The 22,558-nt window shown below is 51.5% G+C and carries 15 protein-coding genes; 10 read left to right on the top strand and 5 right to left on the bottom strand.

The features are described from left to right. The first annotated feature begins 353 nt into the window (after window positions 1-353). The 4 genes from pdhR to lpdA all read left to right on the top strand — a co-directional run bounded on the left by pdhR (window position 354) and on the right by lpdA (window position 7,514). Window positions 354-1,118, top strand: coding sequence for a pyruvate dehydrogenase complex transcriptional repressor PdhR (gene pdhR / locus ACPXSQ_RS14725; RefSeq protein WP_013024636.1), 765 nt, complete (start codon window positions 354-356; stop codon window positions 1,116-1,118). Between the two features lie 102 nt (window positions 1,119-1,220). Beyond that, on the top strand, window positions 1,221-3,887 hold the full coding sequence (gene aceE / locus ACPXSQ_RS14720; protein ID WP_014592928.1) for a pyruvate dehydrogenase (acetyl-transferring), homodimeric type: 2,667 nt from the start codon (window positions 1,221-1,223) through the stop codon (window positions 3,885-3,887). A gap of 14 nt (window positions 3,888-3,901) precedes the next feature. Beyond that, window positions 3,902-5,806 carry a pyruvate dehydrogenase complex dihydrolipoyllysine-residue acetyltransferase gene (aceF, locus tag ACPXSQ_RS14715; protein WP_042677426.1) on the top strand — a complete coding sequence of 635 codons (1,905 nt, stop codon included), beginning with the start codon at window positions 3,902-3,904 and terminating at the stop codon, window positions 5,804-5,806. A 283-nt stretch (window positions 5,807-6,089) separates the two neighbouring features. Continuing rightward, window positions 6,090-7,514, top strand: coding sequence for a dihydrolipoyl dehydrogenase (gene lpdA / locus ACPXSQ_RS14710; RefSeq protein WP_014606575.1), 1,425 nt, complete (start codon window positions 6,090-6,092; stop codon window positions 7,512-7,514). 618 nt (window positions 7,515-8,132) lie between these two features. Here the strand turns inward: lpdA and ACPXSQ_RS14705 are convergent. After that, window positions 8,133-9,053 (bottom strand): LysR family transcriptional regulator, encoded by a 921-nt coding sequence (locus tag ACPXSQ_RS14705; protein WP_013024640.1) that lies wholly within the window; start codon window positions 9,051-9,053, stop codon window positions 8,133-8,135. Window positions 9,054-9,150: 97 nt separating this feature from the next. Here ACPXSQ_RS14705 and ACPXSQ_RS14700 point away from each other — a divergent pair, with 97 nt between their 5' ends. The 6 genes from ACPXSQ_RS14700 (at window position 9,151) to ACPXSQ_RS14675 (ending at window position 18,046) form a co-directional block, all read left to right on the top strand. After that, window positions 9,151-10,149 (top strand): aldo/keto reductase, encoded by a 999-nt coding sequence (locus ACPXSQ_RS14700; protein ID WP_013024641.1) that lies wholly within the window; start codon window positions 9,151-9,153, stop codon window positions 10,147-10,149. 245 nt (window positions 10,150-10,394) lie between these two features. Further along, on the top strand, window positions 10,395-12,992 hold the full coding sequence (acnB, locus tag ACPXSQ_RS14695; RefSeq protein ID WP_085980279.1) for a bifunctional aconitate hydratase 2/2-methylisocitrate dehydratase: 2,598 nt from the start codon (window positions 10,395-10,397) through the stop codon (window positions 12,990-12,992). Between the two features lie 158 nt (window positions 12,993-13,150). Continuing rightward, window positions 13,151-13,513: a protein YacL gene (gene yacL, locus ACPXSQ_RS14690; protein WP_013024643.1), complete on the top strand. Its 363-nt coding sequence runs from the start codon at window positions 13,151-13,153 to the stop codon at window positions 13,511-13,513. A 151-nt stretch (window positions 13,514-13,664) separates the two neighbouring features. Beyond that, window positions 13,665-14,621, top strand: coding sequence for a 2-keto-3-deoxygluconate permease (locus tag ACPXSQ_RS14685; protein WP_015700944.1), 957 nt, complete (start codon window positions 13,665-13,667; stop codon window positions 14,619-14,621). Beyond that, window positions 14,621-15,889, top strand: a complete 1,269-nt coding sequence (dtnK, locus tag ACPXSQ_RS14680) for a D-threonate kinase (protein WP_031283385.1) — start codon at window positions 14,621-14,623, stop codon at window positions 15,887-15,889. The genes ACPXSQ_RS14685 and dtnK overlap by 1 nt, the downstream gene beginning before the upstream one ends. Window positions 15,890-16,498: 609 nt before the next feature. Next, window positions 16,499-18,046 (top strand): methyl-accepting chemotaxis protein, encoded by a 1,548-nt coding sequence (locus ACPXSQ_RS14675; RefSeq protein ID WP_014606568.1) that lies wholly within the window; start codon window positions 16,499-16,501, stop codon window positions 18,044-18,046. A 52-nt stretch (window positions 18,047-18,098) separates the two neighbouring features. Here ACPXSQ_RS14675 and ACPXSQ_RS14670 read toward each other — a convergent pair whose 3' ends face one another. The 4 genes from ACPXSQ_RS14670 to speE form a co-directional block, all read right to left on the bottom strand. Continuing rightward, complete coding sequence (locus ACPXSQ_RS14670) at window positions 18,099-19,271, bottom strand: nucleotide disphospho-sugar-binding domain-containing protein (RefSeq protein ID WP_014592934.1); 1,173 nt, start codon at window positions 19,269-19,271, stop codon at window positions 18,099-18,101. Between the two features lies 1 nt (window position 19,272). Then, entirely contained in the window at window positions 19,273-20,040 is a 768-nt protein-coding gene (locus tag ACPXSQ_RS14665) for an alpha/beta fold hydrolase (RefSeq protein WP_227008665.1), read from the bottom strand. A gap of 731 nt (window positions 20,041-20,771) precedes the next feature. Further along, window positions 20,772-21,581, bottom strand: a complete 810-nt coding sequence (gene speD / locus ACPXSQ_RS14660; protein ID WP_013024649.1) for an adenosylmethionine decarboxylase — start codon at window positions 21,579-21,581, stop codon at window positions 20,772-20,774. Window positions 21,582-21,609: 28 nt separating this feature from the next. Then, on the bottom strand, window positions 21,610-22,473 hold the full coding sequence (gene speE, locus ACPXSQ_RS14655; protein WP_014606566.1) for a polyamine aminopropyltransferase: 864 nt from the start codon (window positions 22,471-22,473) through the stop codon (window positions 21,610-21,612). Window positions 22,474-22,558: the final 85 nt, after the last annotated feature.

Genomic DNA, 22,558 nt, shown 5'->3' with positions numbered 1-22,558 from the left:
TTTCGCTTTACCTGTTACGAGTTGGCTGAAAAAGAAGCAGCGGAAAAAGGGGGATGTTGACGAGGTGGGTAAAAAACGAACCTAAACGCAGCGAAAGGAAAGCGCAGCGAGCTAAATCGGTTTAACTGGGAGCTTTGTGTAATTTTAGGTAAACCCGAAAAAATTTAACATTGAGTTAACACCCTGTTTTCCACTTTTCAACTCAACAGTTAATGCAAAAGCACAGCCTTACGTCACCTTAATGTCACCGATGCCGTATAGACACAAGGTGAATACTTTGTTACTTTACGGGCTCCTTTTTTGAATTGGTATTACCAATTTACTTTATCAGACAGGCACACTAAGAAGGGAAGATGGCTTACATTAAGATTCGTCAACCCAAACTCTCCGATGCCATTGAGCAGCAACTTGAATCCCTGATTATGGAAGGGACGCTGCAGCCGGGAGAGAAGTTGCTCCCCGAGCGCGAACTCGCCAAACAATTCGATGTTTCACGTCCGTCTCTCCGTGAGGCAATCCAGCGTTTAGAAGCGAAAGGATTGTTACTACGCCGTCAGGGCGGCGGAACATTTGTACAGAAACATCTCTGGCAGAGCGTGAGCGATCCTCTCGTTGGGCTTCTTGCCGAGCATCCGGAATCGCAGTTTGACCTGTTGGAAACGCGCCACGCGTTAGAAGGCATCGCCGCTTACTATGCCGCGCTGCGCGGTACAGAAGAGGATTTACAGCGGATTCGCGACTGCCATCTTCATATTCAGCAGGCGCAGGACAGCGGCGATCTCGACGCTGAAGCAGACGCAGTAATGAAGTATCAGATCGCTGTCACAGAAGCAGCCCATAATGTCGTGCTTTTGCATTTGCTACGATCAATGGGACCTATGCTGGAACAGAACGTTCGACAGAATTTTGAATTGCTCTACTCGCGCCGGGAAATGCTGGCGAAAGTGAGCGGTCACCGCGCCAGAATTTTCGAGGCGATTGTGGCTCGTGAGCCGGAACAAGCACGCGAGGCTTCACACCGTCACCTGGCGTTCATTGAGGAAATCTTGCTGGACAGAAGTCGGGAGCAGAGCCGTCGAGAACGCTCCCTGCGTCGTTTACAGCAACGTAAGGAATAACGTGCGGCAAAGATCGTGCGAACATGTGCGACGAGCCTGTCTCCCTGACGTTAACAGGCTCCCGATTTTTCAACGTATTAGACACAGATAAGGAATACCCCCATGTCAGAACGTTTACACAATGACGTGGATCCGATTGAAACTCGTGACTGGCTACAGGCGATCGAATCGGTCATCCGTGAAGAAGGTGTTGAACGTGCACAGTATCTGATTGATCAGGTGCTGAGTGCAGCCCGCAAAGGCGGTGTGAAAGTTGCTGGCGGTGCTGCCGCAATCAGTAACTACATCAACTCTATTGCCGTTGAAGATGAACCGGATTATCCGGGCAACACCTCACTTGAACGTCGTATCCGTTCCGCCATTCGCTGGAACGCCATCATGTCGGTGCTGCGCGCATCGAAGAAAGATCTGGAACTTGGCGGCCACATGTCCTCCTTCCAGTCTTCTGCCACCATCTATGAAGTGTGTTTTAACCACTTCTTCCGCGCGCGCAGTGAAAAAGACGGCGGCGATCTGGTGTACTTCCAGGGCCACATTTCTCCGGGTATCTATGCCCGTGCTTTCCTGGAAGGTCGTCTGACTGAAGAGCAGATGAATAACTTCCGTCAGGAAGTGGATGGCAAAGGCCTGTCCTCTTATCCGCATCCAAAACTGATGCCGGAATTCTGGCAGTTCCCGACCGTCTCCATGGGTCTGGGCCCACTCAATGCCATCTACCAGGCTAAATTCCTGAAATATCTGGAACACCGTGGTCTGAAAGATACCTCCGGTCAGACCGTTTACGCTTTCCTGGGCGACGGCGAGATGGATGAGCCAGAATCCAAAGGTGCGATCACCATCGCCACCCGTGAAAAACTGGATAACCTGGTTTTCATCATCAACTGTAACCTGCAGCGTCTGGATGGACCGGTCACCGGTAACGGTAAGATCATCAACGAGCTGGAAGGCATTTTTGCCGGTGCTGGCTGGGAAGTGATCAAGGTTATCTGGGGCGGTCGTTGGGATGAACTGCTGCGTAATGACACCAGCGGTAAACTGATCCAACTGATGAACGAAACCGTTGACGGCGACTACCAGACGTTTAAGTCACGTGATGGTGCCTATGTGCGTGAGCACTTCTTCGGCAAATATCCGGAAACCGCTGCCCTGGTGAAAGACTGGTCAGATGATGAAATCTGGGCACTGAACCGTGGTGGTCACGATCCGAAGAAGATCTATGCGGCACTGAAAAAAGCGCAGGACACCAAAGGCAAGCCTGTTCTGATCCTGGCGCATACCATTAAAGGTTATGGTATGGGCGACACCGCCGAAGGTAAGAACATCGCGCACCAGGTGAAGAAGATGAACATGGATGGCGTTCGCTACATCCGCGATCGCTTCAACGTGCCGGTCGAAGACGACAAGATCGAATCTCTGCCTTACATCACCTTCGATAAAGGCTCTGAAGAGTACAACTACCTGCACGGCCAGCGTGAGAAGTTAGGCGGTTACCTGCCATCACGTCAGCCGAAGTTCACTGAAAAGCTGGAAATGCCAGCGCTGGAAGAGTTCAGTGCGCTGCTGGAAGAGCAGAACAAAGAAATCTCGACCACCATCGCGTTCGTGCGTGCACTGAATGTGATGCTGAAGAACAAATCGATCAAAGATCGCCTGGTGCCTATCCTTGCGGATGAAGCCCGTACTTTCGGTATGGAAGGCCTGTTCCGTCAGATTGGTATCTACAGCCCGAACGGTCAGCAGTACACACCGCAGGACCGTGAGCAGGTGGCTTACTATAAAGAAGACGAGAAAGGTCAGATTCTGCAGGAAGGGATTAACGAGCTGGGCGCAGGATCATCCTGGCTGGCGGCGGCAACCTCTTACAGCACCAACAACCTGCCGATGATTCCGTTCTACATCTATTATTCGATGTTCGGATTCCAGCGTATTGGCGATCTGATGTGGCTGGCGGGCGACCAACAGGCGCGTGGCTTCCTGGTCGGCGGTACATCAGGCCGTACCACCCTGAACGGCGAAGGTTTGCAACATGAAGATGGCCACAGCCATATTCAGTCACTGACGATCCCTAACTGTATCTCCTACGATCCGTCGTATGCCTACGAAGTGGCAGTCATCATGCATGACGGTCTGGTTCGCATGTACGGCGAAGCGCAGGAAAATATTTATTACTACATCACCACGCTGAACGAAAACTACCACATGCCAGCGATGCCGAAAGGTGCCGAGGAAGGTATCCGTAAAGGTATCTACAAGCTGGAAACCGTTGAGGGTAGCAAAGGTAAAGTTCAGCTCTTGGGTTCAGGCTCTATCCTGCGTCACGTGCGTGAAGCTGCCCAGATTCTGGCGACCGATTACGGCATTGGTTCAGACGTTTACAGCGTCACCTCGTTCACCGAGCTGGCCCGCGATGGTCAGGACTGTGAGCGCTGGAACATGCTGCATCCAACGGAAGCCCCACGCGTGCCTTACATCGCTCAGGTGATGAACGAAGCGCCAGCCGTGGCCTCCACCGACTACATGAAGCTGTTCGCTGAGCAGGTTCGCAGCTATGTGCCTTCAAGCGATTACCGCGTGCTGGGTACGGATGGCTTTGGCCGCTCTGACAGTCGTGAAAATCTGCGTCACCACTTTGAAGTGGATGCATCTTACGTTGTGGTTGCCGCGCTGGGTGAACTGGCTAAACGTGGCGAAATCGATAAGAAAGTCGTGGCGGATGCGATCGTGAAGTTCAAGATCGATGCCGATAAAGTTAACCCGCGTCTGGCTTAAGAGGTAACAGAGTAATGGCTATTGAAATCAAGGTACCAGATATCGGGTCAGACGAAGTTGAAGTCACCGAAATTCTGGTCAAGGTTGGCGACAAGGTGGAAGCCGAGCAGTCGCTGATCACCGTGGAAGGCGATAAAGCCTCTATGGAAGTTCCCTCGCCGCAGGCTGGCGTGGTGAAAGAGATCAAAATCGCAACCGGTGACAAAGTGGAAACCGGTTCGCTGATCATGATGTTTGATGCTGAAGGCGCTGCGGAAGCAGCCCCTGCCGCCGCCGAAGAGAAGAAAGCGGACGCGGCGCCTGCGCCAGCCGCTGCTGCGGCCACTGCCAGCAAAGAAGTTGCTGTGCCGGATATCGGCGGTGACGAAGTTGAAGTCACTGAGATTCTGGTTAAGGTTGGCGATAAAGTCGAAGCCGAGCAGTCACTTATTGTCGTCGAAGGTGACAAAGCGTCAATGGAAGTTCCGGCTCCGTTCGCGGGTGTGGTCAAAGAGATCACCATTGCGACCGGCGACAAAGTCAGCACCGGTTCAGCCATCATGGTCTTTGAAGCAGAAGGTGCAGCACCGGCCTCTGATGCGAAGCCAGACGTGAAAGAAGAAGCGGCATCGGCACCTGCCGCGGCTGCGGGCGCAAAAGACGTTAACGTTCCGGATATCGGGGGAGACGAAGTTGAAGTCACCGAGATCCTCGTTAAGGTTGGCGACAAGGTGGAAGCCGAGCAGTCACTGATCGTTGTTGAAGGCGACAAAGCCTCTATGGAAGTGCCAGCACCGTTTGCGGGTATCGTCAAAGAGCTGAAAGTCGCGACGGGCGATAAAGTCAGCACCGGCTCACTGATTATGGTCTTCGAAGTTGAAGGTGCTGCTCCGGCTGCCCCTGCGGCTGCGAAACAGGAAGCCGCACCGGCGCCTGCTGCCAAATCTGAAGCGAAAGCCGCAGCAGCACCTGCCGCCGCTAAAACAGAGAGCAAAGGTGAGTTCGCAGAGAACGACGCTTACGTTCACGCTACCCCGGTCATTCGTCGTCTGGCGCGTGAATTTGGCGTTAACCTGGCCAAAGTTAAAGGCACAGGTCGTAAAGGCCGTATTCTGAAAGAAGACGTTCAGGCTTACGTTAAAGATGCCGTGAAACGCGCAGAAGCCGCGCCAGCCGCCGCCAGCGGTGGCGGCCTGCCGGGCATGCTGCCATGGCCAAAAGTTGACTTCAGTAAGTTTGGTGAAGTTGAAGAAGTGGAGCTGGGCCGTATCCAGAAAATCTCGGGTGCGAACCTGAGCCGTAACTGGGTCATGATCCCACACGTTACGCACTTCGACAAAACCGATATTACCGAGCTTGAAGCTTTCCGTAAGCAACAGAACGCCGAAGCGGAGAAGCGTAAGCTGGACGTGAAATACACGCCAGTAGTCTTCATTATGAAAGCGGTGGCGGCGGCGCTTGAGCAGATGCCACGCTTTAACAGCTCACTGTCTGAAGATGCGCAGAAGCTGACGTTGAAAAAGTACATCAACATCGGTGTGGCGGTGGATACGCCAAATGGCCTGGTGGTTCCGGTCTTTAAAGACGTGAACAAGAAGGGCATTACAGAACTGTCTCGTGAACTGATGGCGATCTCTAAAAAGGCGCGCGATGGCAAACTAACCGCAGGCGACATGCAGGGCGGCTGTTTCACCATCTCCAGCCTTGGCGGCCTGGGCACCACCCACTTTGCGCCGATTGTTAACGCGCCAGAAGTGGCCATCCTTGGTGTGTCAAAGTCAGCGATGGAGCCAGTGTGGAACGGTAAAGAGTTTGCACCACGTCTGATGATGCCAATCTCTCTGTCCTTCGATCACCGCGTTATCGACGGTGCAGATGGCGCACGTTTCATTACCATTATTGGCAATATGCTGTCAGACATTCGTCGTCTGGTTATGTAAAAAGCGCAAAAGGCCGGCAAATGCCGGCCTTTTTGTAACATTCAGGGCACCGCGGTTGGCAGTTTATTAACAATTCTGTAAACTCTTGCGGTGAACATGTCCCGGTGGAATAAGGACATCATGAGCCTATTCCATTAGGCATAATTGGCGCAGTCAGCTTGCGTACCTGCCACGCAAACCCGTCAACGGTAGGGTGGTAGCAACATACGCAATATGGCCAGTTAACTAGCCTAATGGGATAGGCTCAGCGTCTGACCCGCCGGAAATCCAATAAGAGGTCATGATGAGTACAGAGATTAAAACTCAGGTCGTGGTACTTGGGGCAGGTCCTGCAGGTTACTCTGCAGCTTTTCGTTGCGCTGACTTAGGTCTGGAAACCGTACTGGTTGAGCGCTACAGCACCCTCGGCGGTGTCTGTCTTAACGTAGGCTGTATCCCGTCTAAAGCGCTACTGCACGTTGCCAAAGTGATTGAAGAAGCGAAAGCGCTGGAAGAACACGGCATTGTGTTTGGTCAGCCGCAAACGGATATCAACAAAATCCGCAGCTGGAAAGAGAAGGTGATTAACCAGCTGACTGGCGGTCTGTCAGGCATGGCAAAAGGTCGTAAAGTCAAGGTTGTTAACGGCCTGGGCAAATTTACCGGTGCGAATACGCTGGTGGTTGAAGGTGAAGGTGGTGCAACCACCATTAACTTCGACAACGCCATTATCGCTGCGGGCTCACGCCCAATCGAGCTGCCGTTCATTCCTCATGAAGATCCTCGCGTGTGGGATTCAACCGATGCGCTGGAACTGAAAGAAGTGCCTAAACGTCTGCTGGTCATGGGCGGCGGTATTATCGGTCTGGAAATGGCGACGGTTTACCATGCGCTGGGTTCAGAGATCGACGTGGTTGAAATGTTCGACCAGGTTATCCCGGCTGCCGATAAAGACGTGGTGAAAGTCTTCACCAAACGTATCAGCAAGAAATTCAACCTGATGCTGGAAACTAAGGTGACCGCCGTTGAAGCAAAAGACGACGGTATCTATGTTTCAATGGAAGGTAAAAAAGCGCCAGGCGAAGCCCAGCGTTATGATGCGGTTCTGGTGGCAATTGGTCGCGTGCCAAACGGTAAGGGCATGGATGCAGATAAAGCCGGCGTTGAGGTTGACGACCGTGGCTTTATCCGCGTTGACAAACAAATGCGCACCAACGTGCCGCACATCTACGCTATCGGCGATATCGTCGGACAGCCGATGCTGGCGCATAAAGGCGTGCATGAAGGCCACGTTGCGGCAGAAGTCATTTCAGGTCTGAAGCACTACTTCGATCCGAAAGTGATTCCGTCCATTGCCTATACTGAACCAGAAGTTGCCTGGGTAGGTCTGACCGAGAAAGAAGCGAAAGAGAAAGGCATCAGCTACGAAACTGCCACATTCCCGTGGGCAGCATCCGGCCGTGCTATTGCTTCTGACTGCGCAGACGGTATCACCAAACTGATTTTCGACAAAGAAACCCATCGCGTTATCGGTGGCGCCATCGTTGGTACTAACGGCGGTGAGCTGCTGGGCGAAATTGGTCTGGCCATTGAAATGGGCTGTGATGCAGAAGACATCGCATTGACCATCCATGCGCACCCGACCCTGCATGAGTCAGTAGGCCTGGCCGCTGAAATCTTTGAAGGCAGCATCACCGATCTGCCTAACGCGAAAGCGAAAAAGAAATAAGTTTCAGAACTGAAATAGCGGCCCCTTATGGGGCCGTTTTTTTATGGCTTAGTTTCATTCGGATAATGAAAGAAATAAAGGAAAGGGTGCCTGCGCTAACACGTTTACACGGGCAAAAATGGCGTAGTCAATCCCGCCATTAACGCATTTTTTACTGTCTGGTTTCGTTATTCAAGACAAATGAAAGTTCAGTACTCATTATTCTGAGGCGAAGTTCACATAATGAACGTCAATTTGATAAACGTAATCCTAAGAGCATTGACCCGCTGAAAACAAGCGAGCCTTATTTCGACTTGATGGTGGCACCTCTCTTGATTTTATCGTGCGAGGGGTTAGCGCTTGCAGTGTTGAGGTATCAGTGTTTCCCCCCGCTCGCACGCGTTAAAATTATTGTGAGCGGTTCCTGTCTCTTTCCACCTCAGGTTCTCACGTCAGGCAGAATGATTCAGGTACCCAACCGCAGTCTGCGCATGTAATATTTCAGTGTCTCTTTATATTTTATTGGATTATTTAGTGAACCATTAATAAGATCGTCAGAGGTTAATGCGTCCTGGTCAAAAGGTTTTATATTTATTTTTTGGCGCCTTTTTAATTTTTAAAGCGAGGTCACGTTGTTATTCAATTTTTATGATTGCCTGCTTCGTTATTATTAAGGCGTAGCCAGTCAATAAAATGCCGCAACGGCGCAGAGACATAACGCCTGCCAGGATAATACAGCCAGAAGCCATCTGCATGTTGGGTAAAGCCACTGAGCAGTTCAACGAGTGCGCCGCGCTGCAGATGGGCGCTGACCACGGCTTCCTGTAAGAAGGCGATCCCTGCCCCTGAAAGGGCGGCCTGCAAAATCCGCTCGTTGTTATCCAGCACCAGCGGGCCACTGACCGCGACCTCCTGCCTTTGCCCCGCGTGCCAGAATTCCCAGCGATAGCGTCGGCCACTGGGGAAGCGGCGTTCGATGCAGGGAAATGCAAGCAGTTCATCCGGCGTTTGTGGTGCGCCATGACGTTCGATTAAGGCCGGGCTTGCGACAACCAGAGTGCGCATTGCCGGGCCAAAGGGCAGGGCAATCATATCCTGTGCCAGCACATCGCCATAGCGAATGCCTGCATCAAAACCCGCTTCCAGAATATCGACCAGCGCATCATTACTGTCAATTTCCAGCGTGATTTCCGGATAGCGCTGGATAAACGGCAGAATCAAGCTTTCAAAGAACAGTGTTTCAGCAGAACGCGGCATATTGAGTTTCAGCTTGCCGTGTGGACGCGCCCGCCAGTCATTAAGTTCATCCACGGCCTGAGAGAGTTCGACCAGCGCGGGTTGAATACGCTGGAGAAAATGCGCGCCCGCTTCGGTCAGGGAAACGTTGCGAGTGGTGCGGTTAAGCAGCCTCACGCCGAGCCGCTGCTCGAAATGGCGCATAGCATGGCTGAGTGCCGAGGGCGTGACGTTACGCGCCTGCGCGGCTTTGCGAAAGCTACGATGGTGCGCAATCGCACAAAACATTTCCAGTTCCTGAAGCGTTGCCCGGGATAGCGTCATTGATGAATTTTTCTCACTGAATTAGAAAATTAAGCACAATTGTTGTTGCGATTGATGAGGATTATAACAATAACATCGCAATAATGAGGAAGATGTCATGCAACAACGTCAATTAGGTAATCAGGGTTTACAGGTATCGGCACTCGGGCTGGGCTGCATGGGCATGACCTTCGCCTATGGCAACACGGATGAGTCACAGGCATTAAATACGCTCTCCCGCGCATTTGAACTGGGCATTAATTTTCTGGATACCGCTGAGATCTACGGGCCCTTCACAAACGAAGCGCTGATTGCAAAAGCCCTTAAAGGCCGCCGTGATAGCGTGACCGTTGCGACGAAATTTGGTTTTAGCATTAGCGGTGCCGGTCAGGGCTGGGAGAACATGACCGGTGTGAACAGTCAGCCACAGCATATTCGCGAGGCAGTAGAAGGATCTTTGACGCGTCTCGGCACCGATCATATTGACCTGCTTTATCAACATCGTTTCGATCCCGCGGTGCCGATCGAAGACGTGGTGGGCACGATGGCAGATTTAATTAATGAGGGAAAAGTGCGCTACCTCGGCCTGTCGGAAGTGTCTGCCGCCACGCTGCGCCGTGCCTGTGCCGTACATCCGATTTCGGCCTTACAAAGCGAGTACTCACTTTGGACTCGCGATCCCGAGCAGGGCATTCTTGCTACCTGCCGCGAACTTAACGTCGGTTTCGTGCCATACAGCCCTCTGGGCCGCGGTTTTCTGACCGGTAAGCTGGCAGCGGTGACCGACCTTGATCCGCATGATTTCCGCCGTGGCTTGCCGCGTTTCCAGCAGCAGTCACAGCAACATAACCAAAAGTTAGTGGATCAACTGATGGAGATGGCGCGGGGTTATGGTATTTCTGCGGCTCAACTGGCACTGGCGTGGGTTTTAGCGAAGGGTGAGGATATCGTGCCTATTCCGGGAGCAAGCAAAGTCCACCATCTGGAAGAAAACTGTGCCGCCGCGTCAGTTGCGCTGAAAAAGGTCGACATCGACATGCTGGATACTGTGTTTGCCCCGGAAAACATTCGCGGTGAGCGCTACGCCAATGCAGAATACGGTATGATCGACCGCTAAACGTAATCGGGTATGACTGTGTTAGCAGGCGGGGCTTTACGCCCTGCTTTTTTTCCGTTTACACCGGATTAGTTAGCGCATTCTGCTACAGAAAACCCTAATGTTGCTTTTTTGTAAACAGATTAACAAGGCGGTTAAATCCTGCTATGCTGCCCCACGCGGAACCGGGCACCTTACCCTACTCATGGAATGCGTTGTCATCAGGGTGCACCGGAAACCCATACAATGAGAGCGAGGAGAACGTCGTGCTAGAAGAATACCGTAAGCACGTTGCCGAGCGTGCTGCCCAAGGGATCGTACCTAAGCCATTAGATGCTTCCCAAATGGCCGCGCTGGTTGAACTGCTAAAAAATCCACCTGCGGGTGAAGAAGAATTTTTGACCGATTTGTTGGTCAACCGCGTACCACCCGGCGTCGATGAAGCGGCGTATGTTAAAGCAGGTTTCCTGGCTGCTGTCGCCAAAGGCGAAACAACCTCTCCTCTGGTATCTCCTGAAAAAGCTGTTGAACTGCTCGGTACCATGCAGGGCGGCTACAACATCCATCCTCTGATTGAAGCATTAGATGATGCGAAACTCGCACCGATTGCGGCAAAAGCGCTTTCCCACACGTTGCTGATGTTTGACAGCTTTTACGACGTTGAAGAAAAAGCCAAAGCAGGCAATCCACACGCGAAGCAGGTGATGCAGTCGTGGGCGGATGCCGAATGGTATCTGTCACGTCCTGAGCTGGCTGAAAAAATTACCGTTACGGTTTTCAAAGTCACGGGTGAAACCAACACCGATGACCTGTCTCCGGCACCGGATGCCTGGTCACGTCCGGATATCCCACTGCATGCCCTGGCGATGCTGAAAAATGCCCGTGAAGGCATTGAGCCGGATGAGTCAGGCAACATCGGTCCGATCAAACAGATCGAAGCACTGCAGGCTAAAGGTTTCCCGCTGGCCTATGTGGGCGACGTTGTGGGCACAGGTTCATCCCGTAAATCGGCCACCAACTCGGTGCTGTGGTTTATGGGCGATGACATCCCTAACGTGCCGAATAAGAAAGGCGGTGGTGTTGTTCTGGGCGGCAAGATTGCGCCTATCTTCTTCAACACCATGGAAGATGCCGGCGCGCTGCCGATCGAAGTGGATGTGAACGACCTGAATATGGGTGATGTCATTGATATCTATCCGTTTAAAGGCGAAGTGCGCAATCACGAAACCGGCGATCTGCTGGCCAGTTTTGAACTGAAAACCGACGTGCTGATTGATGAAGTGCGTGCCGGTGGCCGTATTCCACTGATCATCGGTCGTGGCCTGACCAGCAAAGCGCGTGAATCCCTGGGGCTGCCTGTCAGCACCGTGTTCCGTATCGCGAAAGACGTGGCGGAAAGCTCACGCGGCTACTCACTGGCGCAGAAAATGGTTGGCCGCGCCTGTGGCGTGGACGGCGTCCGTCCGGGTGCCTATTGCGAACCGAAAATGACCTCGGTGGGCTCGCAGGATACCACCGGTCCTATGACCCGCGACGAGCTGAAAGACCTGGCATGTCTGGGCTTCTCTGCCGATCTGGTGATGCAGTCATTCTGTCACACGGCGGCTTATCCTAAGCCAGTCGATGTGAACACGCACCACACGCTGCCAGACTTCATCATGAACCGTGGCGGCGTTTCCCTGCGTCCGGGTGATGGCGTGATTCACTCCTGGCTGAACCGTATGCTGCTGCCGGATACCGTCGGCACCGGTGGCGATTCCCACACCCGCTTCCCAATCGGTATTTCCTTCCCGGCAGGTTCGGGTCTGGTTGCCTTTGCGGCAGCGACCGGCGTTATGCCACTGGATATGCCGGAATCGGTACTGGTACGTTTCAAAGGTAAAATGCAGCCCGGCATTACGCTGCGCGATCTGGTTCACGCCATTCCGCTGTATGCGATTAAGCAGGGCCTGTTAACCGTTGAGAAGAAAGGTAAGAAGAACATCTTCTCCGGTCGCATCCTTGAAATTGAAGGTCTGCCCGATCTGAAAGTGGAGCAGGCGTTCGAACTGACCGATGCCTCTGCTGAGCGTTCTGCTGCAGGCTGTACCATCAAGCTGGATCAGGCGCCGATCAAAGAGTATCTGACATCTAACATTGTCCTGCTGAAATGGATGATCTCAGAAGGCTACGGCGATCGTCGTACGCTTGAGCGCCGTATCGAAGGCATGGAGAAATGGCTGGCGGATCCACAGCTGCTCGAAGCCGACGCCGATGCAGAATATGCTGCGGTGATTGACATCGATCTGGCGGAGATCAAAGAGCCGATTCTGTGCGCGCCAAACGATCCCGACGATGCGCGTCTGCTGTCAGATGTGCAGGGCGAGAAGATTGATGAAGTCTTTATCGGTTCGTGCATGACCAACATCGGTCACTTCCGCGCGGCAGGTAAGTTGCTGGACAGCCACAAAGGCCAACTGCCAACCCGTTTATGGGTCGCACCACCGACCAAAATGGATGCGGCACAGCTGACGGAAGAAGGCTACTACAGCGTGTTCGGTAAGAGCGGTGCGCGTATCGAGATCCCGGGTTGTTCACTGTGCATGGGTAACCAGGCACGTGTCGCCGATGGCGCAACGGTCGTTTCGACCTCAACCCGTAACTTCCCGAACCGTTTGGGTACAGGGGCTAACGTCTACCTGGCTTCTGCGGAGCTGGCGGCGGTCTCATCACTGTTAGGTAAGCTGCCAACGCCAGATGAGTATCAGCAGTTTATGGCGCAGGTGGATAAAACGGCTAGCGATACCTATCGCTATCTCAACTTTGACCAGTTGAGCCAGTACACTGAAAAAGCGGATGGCGTGATTTTCCAGACCGCCGTCTGATTGCTGACCGTTGGTCCATTTAAGAGGGACGCTCTGGCGTTCCTCTTTTTTTATGCCTGAAAAGTGTCCTGAAGGAAGCCGGATGTGTGCGCTAAGCAGGTGCATGGTAATGAAAATAGCGGTATAACAGCGCGAGTGACTGATAAAGAGATAAGATCATGGAGTATGAATTTCTACGTGACATCACGGGCAAAGTGAAAGTTCGTATGTCGATGGGACATGAAGCACTGGGCCACTGGTTTAATGAAGAGGTCGAGCACGATGCCAGCGTGCTGGATGAGGTAGAAGCGGAAGCCCATAAATTAAAAGGAAGTGAACGTCAGTGGCAACGTATCGGGCGGGAATACACGCTGTGGATGGATGACGAAGAGGTGATTGTCCGCGCGAATACGCTGAATTTTGAAGGCGATGAAATGGAAGAGGGCATGAATTATTACGACGAAGAAAGCTTGTGCTTCTGCGGTATGGAGGATTTTCTGGCGGTCATTGCTGCCTGGCGGCGCTTCATGCAAAACAGATAATACCGGTGAGTATTGCAGGCCCTGTGGTTCCCCTCCGTATTGATTGATTATGCTCAACTAACCGCGCGCTATTCTGCGATTCATGCCGCAATTTTCCTCTTAATGATTTAATATCATCATGGTGATTATAATTAATCATAATGGTGATAATATGGATATTAAAGCAACAGTTGAAAAAATCCCGGGCGGTATGATGGTTGTCCCGCTGGTTTTAGGGGCCATCGTGAATACGCTCGCGCCCGAAGCCTTACAGGTGGGCGGCTTTACCACCGCGCTTTTTAAAGAAGGTGCACCTGCTCTGATTGGGGCATTTTTGTTTTGTATGGGCGCAGGGATATATATCAAAGCGGCACCCAAAGCCTTGTTGATAGGCGGTGGCGTCACGGCAAGCAAGTTTCTTGTTGCTGTGGCCGTGGGCTTTGCTGTGGATACCTTTTTTGGCGCGGAGGGGCTGTGGGGACTGACGTCGGTCGCCGTCATTTCGGCCATGAGCAATACGAATGGCGGCCTTTATGCTGCGCTCGCGGGGGAGTTTGGCCAGGACAATGAAGTCGGCGCGACCCCCGTGATCTCCCTTAACGATGGTCCGGTACTCACCATGATTGCCCTGGGCGCGGCAGGGATGGCAAATATTCCTGTCATGTCGGTGGTGGTGGTGATCGTCCCCATGCTGCTGGGCATGTTGCTCGGTAATCTCGATCCAAAAATGCGCGATTTTTTGTCTCAGGGCGGCCCGATACTGATTCCCTTCTTTGCCTTTGCGTTGGGTGCCAGCATTGATTTTGCCATGCTGCTCAAAGGCGGGCTGGCTGGCATTGTTCTGGGGGGCTTAACCACGCTCGTCGGCGGCTTCTTTAATATAAAAGTCGATCGCTTGTTAGGTGGCAGCGGAATTGCCGGCGCGGCGGCATCCAGCACGGCGGGCAATGCTGTCGCCACGCCTGTTGCTATTGCTCACGCCGATCCCGCCCTGGCAGACGTCGTTGCGTCGGCCACGCCGCTGGTCGCGACGTCGGTCATTGTTACCGCAATTTTAACGCCCATGCTGACCTCATGGGTGGCAAAGAGTAATCAGCAGCGATCGCTGTCATCCACGGAGAAGTTATGATGAAAATGCTTGTCATCGCCGACGATTTTACGGGCGCAAACGATACCGGTGTCCAGTTGGCCAAAAAGGGCGCACGCACCGAAGTGATGCTGACGCCACAGCAGAAACCCTCGCGGCGGACTGACGTACTCGTCATCAACACGGATAGCCGGGCGCTTAGCGCAGAGCAGGCGAGCATTGCCGTTACTCAGGCGCTTTCTGCCTGGCTGGGCACGACGCAAAATAACGTACTGATTTATAAAAAAATCGACTCGACCTTGCGGGGGAACCCCGGGGCAGAGATTGCCGCGGCTATGGCGGCAAGTGGTGCCACGCTGGCGATCGTTGCCGCGGCCATACCTTCGGCAGGCCGCATCACGCGCCAGGGTGAGTGCCTGGTGCACCAGCGTCCGTTGCTGGAGACAGAGTTTGCCAGCGATCCTCGCACCCCGATTATTTCGTCGCGAATCAGTACGCTTATCGGCTTACAGACTCGTCTGCCGGTGAGTGAAATGTCGCTGGACGTGGTAAGAGGCGGTGAGCTACGTGCCCGGCTTGAAAGTCTGGCCCGGCAGGGAGGGGGCATCGTGGTCATGGATGCCGAAAATGATAACGATCTGACGCTAATTGCCCAGGCCGCCCTGGCCATGACCCAGCCCCCTTTATTGGTCGGTGCGGCGGGGCTGGCGAATGCACTTCCGGCTGAAAGTTACATGACTATGCATCAAACTCTGCCCGTATTGGTGGTGGCAGGCTCAATGAGTGAAATGACCCGACGTCAGGTTGAGCAGGCGCAGCGCTCAGGACGCGTTGACGTTGTCAGAATAGCGGTACAAACCCTTCTGGGGCCTAAAGATGAGTGCGAACATATCGTGGCCCAGGCGTGCGAGATTCTGATGCAGAACAGGCACTGTGTTCTTCAGACCAGCAGCAGCGTTGACGATCGTAATCAGATTGATGCTCTGACCGCGCACTACGAACTGAGTCGAGAAGCCTTAGGTGAAAAGCTGAGTCAGCGGCTGGGAGAAATCACGTTGGCGATTCTCGATCGTGCTCGTACCGGCGGCCTGTTTCTCACCGGTGGGGACATCGCTATTGCGGTGGCTAACGCATTGGGCGCTGAAGGTTATCGTATTCAGAGCGAAGTCGCTCCCTGTATCCCCTGCGGCACCTTCGTGAACAGTGAAATTGATGACCTGCCGGTTATTACCAAGGCGGGGGGATTTGGCACAGACAGTACGCTATGCGAAGCCCTGCACTACATAGAAGAGTTGTATCTCCAACCCTAAGCCCGGGCCTGTACATCGGCGACGTTGCAGTCGATGTGCAGGTTAAAATCGATTTCAGAGAGCACAAGGTAGGGCTGATTTGTATTAAGAGCACGGGGCACAGGGCAATATTTAACGCCGCGCGCGATGTTCTGTTTTATTAAAATATAACCTTTCACCAAAAAGATGAGGAGATGACAGGCGGTTTTGACATGAGTGATAACATTTAATTGGTTAATAATGCGATGGCGCTAAGTCAAATTAACGTTGCACTTTATTCCTTCAACGCAATGTTGTAAGCATTTTCATTCTCATCTCTTTTAAAAGCCTTTGATTTTAATCTTTTTTATTTCGGTGGGTTAATTCACGCTCCGCTGAAGCTGCATAGTGATAGATAAGCATCTCTGCGATTTTTTGAAGTGGCTTAAAATTAAAAAGGTAACGCAGTGGAAATTTCAGCAACTGCGTTAATAATCAACTGGACATTAATGCGTTTATATTGGCGTCACTCATTTTTGGGTGCGTTAACAGGCTTTTCATTAAATTTACATGCCTGATTATTAATGTTTTTGCCATTAGTCTCAGTTAATTAATGGAATTTATTTATTTTTTTCCACTCGCGGAGAAATTATGCTCAGCAACACATCTATCAGAACACGACTCTATATTGCATTTGGCGCGATTACGCTGGTCATGATTGTCGTTTGTGGCCTGTTTTATGCTGGTTTTGGCCGGGTAACACAAGCCAGCCAGCTTAATATTCATACTTATCAGGTTGTTGAAGGATTAAACAAGGCCACCGAAAACCTGCTTAATATGGAGACGGGCGTGCGTGGTTTTGCGCTCAACGGCAAACCGCAGATGCTGGTCCCGTTTAATGAAGGAAAACAGGCATTCAGTCGATATATAGAGAGTACGCATCAGCTGACCCAGGATAATCCGGAACAGCAGAAACGTTTAGTTGATTTGGAAAACAGACAAAAGGCCTGGCTGGAAACCTATGCCCAAAAGGTGATCGATGCGCGCGAACGCCTGAATCAGGGCTCGCTGGATCAGCAGCGCTTTTTTGAGCTCTTTGCCTCGGGTGAAGGGAAAGTTCAAATGGATGCGATGCGTTCTGTCATTGAGTCAATGATTGCCACTGAAAAATCGTTGCTGCAGGCCCGTGCAGACGAGTTAATCACTGAGCGTACAAAGACCAGAATGACGTTAACAGGCGGGCTGGTGCTTTCGACAGCCATCTCATTGGTGCTGGGACTGCTTATTTCCCGTAGCATTTCCCGTCCTCTGACGCTGGCGGTGAATACGGCTGATACCATCGCCCGGGGCGACCTGACCTCCGTGATTACCGTGGATCGAAAGGATGAGACCGGCAAGCTGCTTGCGGCGCTGGCCAATATGCAAAATCATCTGCGGACACTGGTTTCTCAGATCAAAGACTCCGCTGCGTCGGTTGAACTGGCAGCCAGCGAAATCGCACAGGGAAATACAGAGCTCTCTTCCCGCACGGAGGAGCAGGCTGCCGCGTTGCAGCAGACGGCAGCCAGTATGGAGCAGATTACCGCTACCGTGCGCAACAACACTTCCGTCGCAGAATCCACCGCCTCTTCGGCTCGCGAGACGGAATCGCTGACCCGCGCCAGTGAAAAAGCCGTCAATGAAATGAGTCAGACCATGCACAGCATTTCGGTGAGTGCGGCCAAGGTCAAAGAGATTACGGCGGTCATTCAGAGCATCGCGTTTCAGACGAACATTCTGGCGCTGAATGCCGCCGTTGAAGCAGCAAGAGCAGGTGAACATGGTCGCGGTTTTGCCGTGGTGGCGAGCGAAGTCCGGACGCTGGCTCAACGCAGCGCCTCGTCGTCACGAGAAATCGGCACCCTGATTGAAGAAGCCGTCAGTGGCGTCGAGAAAGGCGTAAAAGCGGCAGATAATACGGCACACAGTATTCTTAAAGCCGCGAGCGAGGTCGCCTCGCTGGCACAATATATGGATGGGCTGGCTCTGGCATCGGTAGAACAAATGCAGGGCGTTTCGCAGGTCAGCGTGGCTGTGACCCAAATGGACAGCGTAACGCAGAGCAACGCGGCGTTGGTCGAACAGTCCGCTTCTGCATCTCAGTCGTTAACGGAACAGGCAAGGAGCCTGAGAGTATTAACGGCCGCGTTTCAGATCTGATGCCCATCGGCCAGCCAGGGTAAATCATGCCTGGCTGGCTGTGCCGGATGGCTTAACGGGTCAGAAAGTTTTCCAGTTCGTGACCTTTATTGCCCGCTTTATCAAATTGCGCCGCGTAGTAATCGCAATTATGTTTCTTATGGCGTGAAAGCGCCGCCATTTTCCGGATTTCCTTTATCCCTTTTCCTTTCAGCCCACAGGCCAGCCGCTCAAGTGCACGGGCGTTTTCAAACTGATCGAACGCGCGGGGATAGATCAGTTGGGGAACGCCATTCTTGAGTAACTGCGCGGTGGTGCCAATACCGCCATGATGAATGGCAAATAAGCACGTTTCGACAAGGGCAATATTCAGTTGAGGTACGGTCATCACGTCATCGTTCACCGACAAGGCGGTTGCTGTTGGCGTAACAAGTACGCATTTTAACCCCTCAGCTTTTAAGTCCTGCAATATCTGGCTAACGGACTTTTTCTCAGCCAGTGCCCAACTGGTAAAAAACACCACCGTTCGGGAGTCAATAAAGGCGGTAATCTGTTCGTCATCCGTTGATGCACGGCTTTTATTAAGCATAAAACCAGCGTAAAACCCGTTACGCGCTTTTTTCTGATAGAACCAGGGTTCATATAACACGATCGAACGCTGTCCACCGCTCACCCAGTCAGCATAAATATTTCGACAGGCGGGCAGGTGATTGTCGCGGCGTAATTTGTCCAGCGTATCCTGAAGTGCGGGTGACACCAGTGCGCGTTGAAATAAGGCCAGTTTCCAGTTCAGATTCACTCGCAGGCCTTTTTCCAGCGCGTTAATCACGCGCCCGGGCTGCAATTTTAAATTTGAATTGGTCAGGCTGATTGCATATTTCTTAATCTGGTATTTGTCACTTACCGCTTTTGCAGCGAAGCACCATAAAGAATGAATGATAATGCAGTCATCATCCACAAGGGCGCTCATGGCATTGAACATGGCTTCCTGCTGTTCCGCCATATAGTGTGAGATACGTTTCAGAGAGTGCTTTTTTTCCCACAGCGAACGGTCCTGTACCGCGTTGACGTACGTTTCTTTATCGCCCACCGCAACAAAGGAAAGTCCGCGAGAAACGGCTTCTGACCTGAAGTAATCGTTAGCGAGCAAATAAACATCGTGATTTTTTTCTTTCAGAAGCGATCCAATTTCAATACAGGGAAAGACATCGCCAGCTGAGCCGAGTGCGCCAATGATCACTTTCATTTCAGACACCAATCTGGTTAAAAATGGTGTTAAAGGCGGCAGCCGTACGCTCCCGGCTAACTTTTCCTTCCAGATCTAAAAAGTGTCCCGCATCTCTGATCTGATAAAAGCAGGTTTTGTCCGACTCGCCGCAAATCTCTTCAATGTTTTTCTGCGGCGTATGAATATCCAGATCGCCATTGATAAAGTGAAACTGACATGCCGAATTATCGATAATACTTTTGTAGTCATGATTGCGAATATTAGCGATTTGCTCAAGGTGGAAGCGCCCCTGGCGGTACTCAATTTCATCCAGCGTGGTGAGGTGTCTGAAATTGCAGAATTTCATTTTGTTCGGCAAATAGGCGCCGACTTCTTCGTTCATCAAATGCGCAAGATCGACAAATTTTTTCTCTTTTGAGTACAGATTTGCCTGTTTAACGTAGGTGCGCATTCGATCGTTAAATTCGAAAGAGTAAGACGCAATAATGGCGTGTTCCAGGCCATCTTCGCCGTTATTTAACAGCTTCAGCGTCGATGCGCCGCCCCACGAAGCAGAGGCAATAATGTTAGGCTTATAGATTGAAATAATTTCCCGAATGATCGCCACTTCATCATCCAGCGTAACGATATTACAGTCCTGCTCATTGTAGGGTTTCGATTTGCCGGAAAAAGGCAGATCGAACGTAATCACATCTGATTTATCCGCCAGAAACCGCTTCCAGTTCCGAAAGGAAGACGAGGTCGCCAGCGCGCCATTTATCAGGATGGTCCTGTTACGTGTGGGCACGCTGCATTTCACTAATTCCACATAAACGTTAAGTTTGTTTATGTTTATAACAGAGTATGCGTGACTCATATCACTCTCCTTACCAACGATTACCCGCGAAAAGTAAATTTTTTTAATGTATATCACAGGGTGATGTGATCATTAAGTTATTTTTATGTTTTATTGATTTTTTTAATAGGGTTCTTTTTATGTCTATGATAGTTAAGGTTTTTAATGAGGTTTTAGATGACTAGCCTTAAATGGCTTACTTTTAATCAAAAATTAAGTTTATGTTTTCTTGCGATATAATGTGATCTTCCTCATGGAAAAAGCATTGGTTAGCGTGGCGTAAAGCGATGCAGTTTGTTAGGTCATATCATTTTAATTAAAGAAATTCATGTTAACTAAATTAATGATTTTGACGGATCTGGATTGGTTTTTTAGTGTTTAGTACTGAATATTTGAATTAATACCTGTGTTGTAGCGGAAAAGAGACAAGAACGGCCGGAGGAGGGCAGCGATGACAGCGCTGAGCAGGAGAAAGTGAGACGCGGGGTTCTGCGCGTATTACAAGAAAAGTGCTCGCGGCAACCAGGCGATAAAGCCACCAGAAGAGGCAAATTAACCGGACGGCGGCCATCCTGGTTTGCAGCGCATAATAAGTCCTGTTCTGGTTGAAACCGGAAGAGGCATGGATGATGACGAAGGAGAAAATGGCCCCCAACGCAGGGGGCAGGGCAGCGGTAGGGTGACTAGTACGTTTTTAATCCCACTGACGGAATATTTCTGCCGTAGTAAATCTCACGCATTTCCTTCCACAGCAGGTCGGTAATACGTTTATGCTCCTGAGGCGTCAGATCTTCAGGGCGGGTATTGAAAAGATAGTGTTTTAAATCAAACTCTTTTAATAACATCTTGGTGTGAAAGATGTTTTCCTGGTAAACGTTAACATCCACCATGTCGTACATGCCCTTCATGTCTTCAGACATAAAGTTCTGAATAGAATTTATTTCATGGTCGATAAAATGTTTCACGCCGTTCACATCACGCGTGAAGCCGCGCACGCGATAATCCACCGTGACGATGTCTGACTCCAGCTGATGAATCAGATAATTAAGCGCCTTAAGAGGGGAGATCACGCCACAGGTCGATACTTCGATGTCGGCACGGAAGGTGCAAAGGCCGCCTTCTGGGTGGCTCTCTGGATAGGTATGTACACAGATATGACTCTTATCAAGGTGCGCAACGACGGAGTTGGGCAGCGGACCCGGATGTTCTGACGTATCAATATCTTTGGGATCGATGGGTTCCTCACTGACCAGAATGGTCACGCTGGCACCCTGTGGCTCATAATCCTGACGGGCAATATTCAGGACATTTGCGCCAATGATGGAACAGGTTTCGGTCAGAATTTCTGTCAGGCGATTGGCATTATATTGCTCATCGATATAAGCAATATACCCATCACGTTCAGCTTCAGTATTTGCATAGCAAATATCGTAGATACAAAAACTCAGGCTTTTGGTCAGGTTATTGAAGCCATGTAGTTTTAGCTTTTGCAATTTTATTCACCCCCTTATAAATGCCCAGTCAGCGCGGGTCTTCCAGTGCATTCAACAGATATTGTGGCAGGGCAAAGCTGCCAGTATGAATCGCCGGTGTATAGTAACGGCAGCGCAAGCCAGAGGCTTCGAAACGCGCCTGTAACAGGGCCGCGTCGGGCTGGCGCAAAGCAGGATTGTCGCTGGCCCAGGCAAACGTCATGATCCCGCCATAGTAGGTCGGGATAGCCGCCTGATAAAAGCTGACATCCTGGAAGTAGTGGCTGAGTTTACGATGGCTGTTCACTGCCTCATCCTGCTGCAGGAAGCAGACGCCGTTTTGTGCAACGAAAATACCGTTCTCATTCAGGGCTTTTTTACAGCCTGCATAGAATTCAGAGGTAAACAGGCTTTCGCCCGGACCGATGGGATCGGTACAGTCTGAGATAATAACGTCAAACTTTTCAGTGGTGTGATTGACGAAATTCACGCCGTCATCGATAACCAGATTGAGACGCGGATCGTCGTAAGCGCCGGCACTGTGATTGGGCAAATACTGACGGCAAAAGGTGACCACGCCAGCATCAATCTCGACCATTGTGATTTTTTGGATATCAGCGTGGCGGGACACTTCGCGCAACATGGCACCGTCGCCGCCGCCGATGATCAGCACGCTTTTTGCCGAGCCGTGAGCCAGCAACGGCACGTGCGTCATCATCTCGTGATAGATAAACTCATCACGTTCGGTTGTTTGCACCACGCCATCCAGCGCCATGACGCGACCCATGGCCGCGTTTTCAAAGATGATTAAATCCTGGTGGGCCGTTTTATCCCGATAAAGCTGTTTATCGACGGTAAAATACTGGCCAAAGCCGGCATGAAGTGTTTCATACCACATCTCATTTTGGGCCATGATGAAGCTCTCCTTTCGTGACATCACCCCGAAAATCGGCGGGACATCATAGCTAACTATGATAGTCCTTGCACGGGCAAATGTC

Origin of the sequence: Pantoea sp. EEL5 (genome assembly GCF_049892805.1) — a bacterium.
Classification (GTDB): Bacteria; Pseudomonadota; Gammaproteobacteria; order Enterobacterales; family Enterobacteriaceae; genus Pantoea; species Pantoea ananatis.
Note: the sequence above shows the minus strand (reverse complement) of the source record. Positions and strands in the feature narration are given on the sequence as shown.

Bases quoted from the DNA above. Each gene is read 5' to 3' on its own strand.
- pdhR (WP_013024636.1), top strand. From the start codon at position 354: ATGGCTTACATTAAGATTCGTCAACCCAAACTCTCCGATGCCATTGAG.
- aceE (WP_014592928.1), top strand. From the start codon at position 1,221: ATGTCAGAACGTTTACACAATGACGTGGATCCGATTGAAACTCGTGAC.
- aceF (WP_042677426.1), top strand. From the start codon at position 3,902: ATGGCTATTGAAATCAAGGTACCAGATATCGGGTCAGACGAAGTTGAA.
- lpdA (WP_014606575.1), top strand. From the start codon at position 6,090: ATGAGTACAGAGATTAAAACTCAGGTCGTGGTACTTGGGGCAGGTCCT.
- ACPXSQ_RS14705 (WP_013024640.1), bottom strand. From the start codon at position 9,053: ATGACGCTATCCCGGGCAACGCTTCAGGAACTGGAAATGTTTTGTGCG.
- ACPXSQ_RS14700 (WP_013024641.1), top strand. From the start codon at position 9,151: ATGCAACAACGTCAATTAGGTAATCAGGGTTTACAGGTATCGGCACTC.
- yacL (WP_013024643.1), top strand. From the start codon at position 13,151: ATGGAGTATGAATTTCTACGTGACATCACGGGCAAAGTGAAAGTTCGT.
- ACPXSQ_RS14685 (WP_015700944.1), top strand. From the start codon at position 13,665: ATGGATATTAAAGCAACAGTTGAAAAAATCCCGGGCGGTATGATGGTT.
- dtnK (WP_031283385.1), top strand. From the start codon at position 14,621: ATGAAAATGCTTGTCATCGCCGACGATTTTACGGGCGCAAACGATACC.
- ACPXSQ_RS14675 (WP_014606568.1), top strand. From the start codon at position 16,499: ATGCTCAGCAACACATCTATCAGAACACGACTCTATATTGCATTTGGC.
- ACPXSQ_RS14670 (WP_014592934.1), bottom strand. From the start codon at position 19,271: ATGAAAGTGATCATTGGCGCACTCGGCTCAGCTGGCGATGTCTTTCCC.
- speE (WP_014606566.1), bottom strand. From the start codon at position 22,473: ATGGCCCAAAATGAGATGTGGTATGAAACACTTCATGCCGGCTTTGGC.